Annotated in this window: 4 protein-coding genes and 2 pseudogenes; 4 read left to right on the forward strand and 2 right to left on the reverse strand. The window is 53.0% G+C overall.

Going from position 1 to position 6,692, the window contains the following annotated elements:
• Positions 1 to 2: 2 nt before the first annotated feature.
• On the reverse strand, positions 3 to 1,376 hold the full coding sequence (xseA, locus tag FBY13_RS19620; protein ID WP_145394938.1) for an exodeoxyribonuclease VII large subunit: 1,374 nt from the start codon (positions 1,374 to 1,376) through the stop codon (positions 3 to 5).
• 168 nt (positions 1,377 to 1,544) lie between these two features.
• On the opposite strand from xseA, the gene guaB reads away from it, so the two are divergent.
• From guaB to FBY13_RS19640, 4 genes and pseudogenes are all read left to right on the forward strand, one after another.
• The gene (guaB, locus tag FBY13_RS19625; RefSeq protein ID WP_063880556.1) at positions 1,545 to 3,011 is read left to right on the forward strand and encodes an IMP dehydrogenase; all 1,467 of its coding nucleotides are present in this window, start codon (positions 1,545 to 1,547) and stop codon (positions 3,009 to 3,011) included.
• Between the two features lie 69 nt (positions 3,012 to 3,080).
• The gene (guaA, locus tag FBY13_RS19630; protein ID WP_063880555.1) at positions 3,081 to 4,661 is read left to right on the forward strand and encodes a glutamine-hydrolyzing GMP synthase; all 1,581 of its coding nucleotides are present in this window, start codon (positions 3,081 to 3,083) and stop codon (positions 4,659 to 4,661) included.
• Between the two features lie 239 nt (positions 4,662 to 4,900).
• A pseudogene (locus tag FBY13_RS23785) lies at positions 4,901 to 5,180 on the forward strand (Arm DNA-binding domain-containing protein); the annotation flags it as partial.
• Positions 5,181 to 5,496: 316 nt separating this feature from the next.
• Complete coding sequence (locus FBY13_RS19640) at positions 5,497 to 6,264, forward strand: hypothetical protein (RefSeq protein ID WP_145394937.1); 768 nt, start codon at positions 5,497 to 5,499, stop codon at positions 6,262 to 6,264.
• Positions 6,265 to 6,428: 164 nt separating this feature from the next.
• Here the strand turns inward: FBY13_RS19640 and FBY13_RS19645 are convergent.
• Positions 6,429 to 6,692: pseudogene (locus FBY13_RS19645) on the reverse strand (transposase); the annotation flags it as partial.

Consider the following 6,692-nt stretch of genomic DNA (forward strand, 5'->3'; position numbering starts at 1 on the left):
AGTTAAGAAATGCTTTTCTTTCGTTTCGGTTTTTCAGGAATCAGCTGAGTGACCTGACTTTCTACCCAGCCATCATCAAGGCGGGTACGCAGTAAATCGCCGTTGCTTAACTGGCGTGTTTTTTTCACCACCTGACCCGCGTTGTCGGTGGTGACGCTGAAGCCACGCGCCAGGGTGGCTAACGGGCTGACGCCTTCCAACTGGGCAGCAAGCTGACCGAAGCGGTTTTTGTCGCGGTTAAGCAATTTCTCCATGCTTTGTTGCAGGCGATAATGCCAGCTTTGCAGGCTTTGTTGCGCCAGATACAGGCGCTGCTGTGGCTGCTGCTGTGCCAGCCTCTGTGACAGGCGATCCTGCTGGCGGCTGGCGTTGCGCAGCCGCAGTTCCATCGCTTCGCTCAGGCGCTGCTGTAAGCGAAACAGTGCAGTCTGCTGGCGGGCCAGGCGCAACTGCGGATGCTGCTGTTGCAGGCGGTGATCTAAACGGCTAAAGCCCCGCTGCTGGCGTGCCAGATAATAATCCATCGCCATTTCCAGCCGCTGCTGTTGTGACTGCAGCTGACGCAGAAGTTCAAGCTGATTACGGCTGACAATTTCTGCCGCGGCAGAAGGCGTTGGCGCGCGCAGGTCGGCAACAAAATCGGCAATAGTCACGTCGGTTTCATGGCCCACCGCGCTGACCACGGGAATGCGACTGGCAAAAATCGCACGCGCGACTCGCTCGTCGTTAAAACTCCACAGATCTTCCAGCGAACCGCCGCCGCGCCCCACGATGAGCACATCGCACTCTGCACGCTGGTTAGCAAGCTCAATGGCGCGCACGATAGCGGCAGGCGCATCCACGCCCTGTACGGCGGTGGGGTAAATCACCACAGGCAATGACGGATCGCGACGATGCAGCACACGCAGCACATCGTGCAGGGCTGCACCGGTCGCGGAGGTAATAACGCCAACCTGTTTAGCCGGTTGGGGCAAGGGTTTTTTGTGCCCGGGCTCGAATAAGCCTTCCTGTGCCAGCTTAGCTTTCAACTGCTCAAACTGCTGCTGCAACAGGCCTTCACCAGCGGGATGCATGCTTTCAATAATCAGCTGATAATCGCCGCGCGGTTCATACAAGGTGATGTTCGCGCGCACCAGGACCTGCTGACCGTGCTGAGGACGAAACGTGACGCGACGATTGCCATTGCGGAACATGGCACAGCGTACCTGTGCGCCATCATCTTTTAGGGTGAAGTACCAGTGACCCGAGGCAGGCTGGGTAAAATTGGAGATCTCGGCACTGAGCCAAACCAAACCCATCTCATTTTCCAGCAGCTGACGCACTGTGGTATTGAGACGGCTGACGGTAAAAATATTGGCGTTTGGCGGCAGCGACATGTGACGAAGATCAAATTCCAAATCAGTAGGTTAATCAGTCGATACTACATTGCTGATTGTGCGGATCAAGACTTTTTATTAAATAATAGTGGAGGCAATCGATTACGGCCTGTATAATGCCGCGGCAATATTTTATCTATTCTCACGCACCCAAGGTGGAGTATTGCCATGTTAAGAATCGCTAAAGAAGCACTCACTTTTGACGACGTCCTGCTCGTTCCTGCACACTCCACCGTCCTGCCGAATACGGCCGATCTCAGCACTCAACTGACCAAAAACATTCGTCTGAATATTCCAATGCTTTCTGCTGCGATGGATACCGTGACCGAAGCGGGTCTGGCTATTGCGCTGGCGCAAGAGGGCGGTCTGGGCTTCATTCACAAAAATATGTCGATTGAGCGTCAGGCAGATGAAGTGCGTAAGGTTAAAAAGCATGAAAGCGGCGTGGTCACCGAACCACAGACCGTGTTGCCAACCACCACGCTGGCAGAAGTCAAAGAGCTGACCGAACGTAACGGCTTTGCCGGCTATCCGGTGGTGAACGCGGACAACGAACTGGTGGGCATTATCACCGGTCGCGATGTGCGCTTCGTTACCGATCTCACCCAGCCCGTCACTGCCGTTATGACGCCGAAAGAGCGTCTGGTTACAGTGAAAGAGGGCGAAGCCCGTGATGTCGTACTGCACAGAATGCATGAAAAGCGTGTAGAAAAAGCGCTGGTCGTGGATGACAGTTTCCACCTGCTGGGCATGATCACCGTTAAAGACTTCCAGAAAGCCGAACGTAAACCTAACGCCTGTAAAGATGCGCAGGGTCGTCTGCGCGTTGGTGCCGCCGTGGGTGCAGGTGCGGGCAATGAAGAACGCGTGGATGCCCTGGTCGCAGCAGGGGTGGACGTACTGCTTATTGATTCGTCGCATGGCCACTCCGAAGGCGTGCTGCAGCGTATCCGCGAAACCCGCGCTAAATATCCTGAGCTTGAAATCGTCGGCGGCAACGTGGCGACAGGTGCAGGTGCGCTGGCGCTGGTTGAAGCTGGCGTGAGCGCGGTCAAAGTTGGTATCGGCCCAGGCTCAATTTGTACCACTCGTATTGTTACCGGTGTGGGTGTACCTCAGATTACCGCCGTTTCTGACGCCGTTGCCGCGCTGGAAGGCACGGGCATTCCGGTTATCGCAGACGGCGGGATTCGTTTCTCTGGTGATATCGCTAAGGCGATTGCGGCTGGCGCGTCCTGTGTGATGGTGGGATCGATGCTGGCAGGTACTGAAGAATCGCCGGGTGAAATCGAACTTTACCAGGGCCGTTCTTTTAAATCCTACCGTGGAATGGGCTCGCTGGGCGCGATGTCTAAAGGATCATCAGACCGCTACTTCCAGACCGATAACGCTGCTGACAAGCTGGTGCCAGAAGGTATCGAAGGCCGCGTGGCCTATAAAGGCCGCCTGAAAGAGATCGTGCATCAGCAAATGGGCGGCCTGCGCTCCTGTATGGGTCTGACCGGCTGCCAGACCATTGATGACCTGCGCACCAAAGCCGAATTCGTGCGTATCAGCGGTGCGGGCATCAATGAAAGCCACGTGCATGATGTGACCATCACCAAAGAGTCACCAAACTACCGCATGGGTTCATAACCCCGTAAGATTTCCCGCCCGGCAACAGCCGGGCGCTTTACTTTAAGTCACCGTTCTGGAAACCCCTCAATGACGACGGAAAATATCCATAAGCACCGCATTCTGATTCTCGATTTTGGTTCTCAATATACTCAGTTGGTCGCGCGCCGCGTACGTGAGCTTGGCGTGTACTGTGAACTCTGGGCGTGGGATGTCACCGAAGCGCAGATTCGCCAGTTCAATCCAAGCGGCATCATCCTGTCTGGCGGCCCGGAAAGTACCACCGAAAACGACAGCCCGCGCGCACCTGACTATGTGTTTACCGCGGGTGTACCGGTTCTGGGTGTATGTTACGGCATGCAAACCATGGCGATGCAGTTGGGTGGCAAGGTGGAAGGGTCCAACGAGCGCGAGTTTGGCTATGCGCAGGTTGAAGTCAACACCGCAAGCGCGCTGATTCGCGATATCGAAGATGCCATCAGCGCGGCCGGTAAACCGCTGCTGGATGTCTGGATGAGCCACGGCGATAAAGTGACCGCTATCCCTGATGGTTTTGTTACGGTCGCCAGCACAGAAACCTGTCCGTTTGCCATCATGGCTAACGAAGAGAAACGCTTCTATGGCGTGCAGTTCCACCCGGAAGTCACGCACACGCGTCAGGGACTGCGCATGCTGGAACGTTTCGTGATGGATATTTGTGAATGTGAAGCGCTCTGGACACCGGCGAAAATCATTGAGGATGCCGTCGAGCGTCTGCGTGTGCAGGTCGGCAACGACAAAGTGATCCTGGGCTTATCCGGCGGTGTGGATTCGTCAGTGACTGCCATGCTGCTGCATCGCGCCATCGGTAAAAACCTGACCTGCGTATTCGTGGATAACGGGCTGCTGCGCCTGAATGAAGCTGAGCAGGTGCTGGACATGTTCGGCGACCATTTTGGTCTGAATATTGTGCACGTTGACGGTGAAGCACGTTTCCTGGATGCCCTGGCAGGGGAAAACGATCCGGAAGCGAAGCGCAAAATCATTGGCCGCGTTTTCGTCGAAGTGTTTGACGAGCAGGCACTGCGCCTGCAGGACGTGAAGTGGCTGGCGCAGGGCACTATTTATCCTGACGTGATTGAATCCGCTGCCTCTGCTACCGGTAAAGCGCACGTGATCAAGTCGCACCACAACGTGGGTGGCCTGCCAAAAGAGATGAAGATGGGCCTGGTCGAGCCGCTGCGCGAGCTGTTTAAAGACGAAGTGCGCAAGATCGGTCTGGAGTTAGGTCTGCCTTACGATATGCTCTATCGCCATCCGTTCCCGGGGCCTGGCCTTGGCGTGCGCGTGCTGGGTGAAGTGAAGAAAGAGTATTGTGACCTGCTGCGTCGCGCAGATGCCATCTTTATTGAAGAGCTGCACAAAGCCGACCTCTACAACAAAGTCAGCCAGGCCTTTACCGTGTTCCTGCCTGTGCGTTCCGTTGGCGTGATGGGCGATGGCCGCAAATATGACTGGGTTGTCTCACTGCGTGCGGTCGAAACCATCGACTTCATGACCGCCCACTGGGCGCACCTGCCGTATGACTTCCTGGGCCGCGTATCCAATCGCATTATCAACGAAGTTAACGGCATTTCCCGGGTAGTTTATGATATTTCGGGCAAACCACCGGCGACGATTGAGTGGGAATGATTTCGCGTCTAGCAACACCCTGCACGTGAAAGCAGTAAAACATCTCTAAGCCCGCGTAATTGCGGGCTTTTTGCTTCTTGGGTCTGGCAAATTCTGGCAGCTCTTTGTATCGCCAGGCACCGTGTTTAAGTAGAATGGTACGGGGCATTGACAGCGCCAAATGCCATGCCCGGTGCTCGATACCATGTCGCCTTAGCAGGGAAGGGCATGGTTTTTTTAATAGGGAATCCGCGGCTGCCATGATTACCGATATCAGGCTGGGTAATCTCAAACCGAAAGAAAACTCTACCAACTGAACAACTATGATAAGTTGCACTTGGCCGTCACCGCTGCCGGTTCCATCTCATTTCGCTTCAATTACTCCATCAACGACCATCAGGAGACCATTACGTTTGGTCGTTAAGGGTGGGTGGCATCACGCTTGCTGAGGCCAGAGAGTGCTTGGGTGAGGCATAAAAGATGGTTTTGGCTGGCAAGTCACCTGCTAAAGTTAAGGCCCGTGCCAAGGGGCAGGTCAGGGTGTTTGAGCATAATCTAAAGCATAGAGTGAAAGAGTATCGTGCCGCTGGTGAGCTCGTGCGTGTTATGGATCTTAGTCCCGCTGATGCGCAATTAGCTCTTAGTAATGGCATCAAGGTTAACGCTAATATTTATAGCTACTTCAATAGCTCTTGGTACCAGTTCCACTGTCATCAAGGTAATATCTACCATGGATTTAGTGGCGGGTTCGTTCGAGATGCTGCGACACGACAGCGGGCTTCCGATGAAGCAGCTCCCCAAAGTCAGTCACTTCAACTTTATTTGTATGGCACTTATTACAAGGACTTAATATATTATGCCGTTTCTTCCAGAGTATGACCCTCGTACTGGAAAGACTGTCTTAGTCCCCGGTCTGAAAATTGGCGATTATCCTGGCCGGCTATTGCCGAAGGATCTGCTTCCAGGAGACGTCCTTGTTTGGTTCGCGCTAGACAATAGTTCAAAAGATGATAAAAAACATGCAGTTATACGAGAGGCAACAGAAGGGGCCTATTCGCATGTTGGTATATATCTCGGAGCCGGTATTTCAATTGATGCAGGCCCAGACGGCGTAAGTAAAACACAACTTAAAAGTCTCATGGATGGATTTGAGTCAGGCGATGTCCTGCGATACCGTGGGCTAGGTAAACGTATCGAGAGCGTATTAGCCAAGGCGCGTTCTTTCGAAGGTTACGCTTATGCGAAATCAGATGCCAATCGCATGCCGTTTAGGCGAGCAGCGTATAGAGCCAAACAATACCAAAGGACACCCAGCCGTATTAAAGAGTTAATCGGGAGGTATTTCTTGAAAGCGCGCTTGAAATCAGGACCTCCGAAAAATCAAGTTTACTGTTCTCAAATGGTCATTGAGGCCTATGGTGCAGCGGGAATATATCCTGATGAGATGGTGCGTAGTGCAGCTATTTCACCCAATGATTTAATCGAAAATGGTGAGTTCGAATACATGGGGTTTATTTCGAATAAGCCTACACCACAACGGCATTTACTTGATATAAATGCGGATGTTGCTAGAAATACTTCGGGGACCTGGAAGTTTGACTGGCGACGACTGTTCGGGTTGTGAGTTTGTTCGTGGGTCTATGAAATAGTGCTTTGTAGTGGTCAACAAAAACTGGCCACAGCTTTAGAGTTTTTCCAGAACAATTGTTCTGATTCATTCGGCGTCAAGCCACCATTATATTGATGGGGTCTGAGCTGATGACCTGCTCCCAGTATTAGATACAAGGCTCAGTTAGTAATGTCGGATCCTTCACTCTCATAATTACCCTTTCTCCAGCCCGCCGCAAATTCAGACGGCGTCTGATAATTCAGCGTGGAGTGTGGGCGACATTCGTTATAATCCTGACGCCATTCACTGATGGTTTTCTGGCATGGCTGATGTCGCTAAACCAGTGTACATTCAGGCATTCATCGCGAAAGCGTCCGTTAAAACTCTCAATAAATCCGTTCTGTGTCGGTTTACCGGGCAGAATAAGCCGCAGCTCCACGCAA

Source organism: Pantoea sp. SJZ147, assembly GCF_007828605.1.
Classification (GTDB): Bacteria; Pseudomonadota; Gammaproteobacteria; order Enterobacterales; family Enterobacteriaceae; genus Pantoea; species Pantoea allii.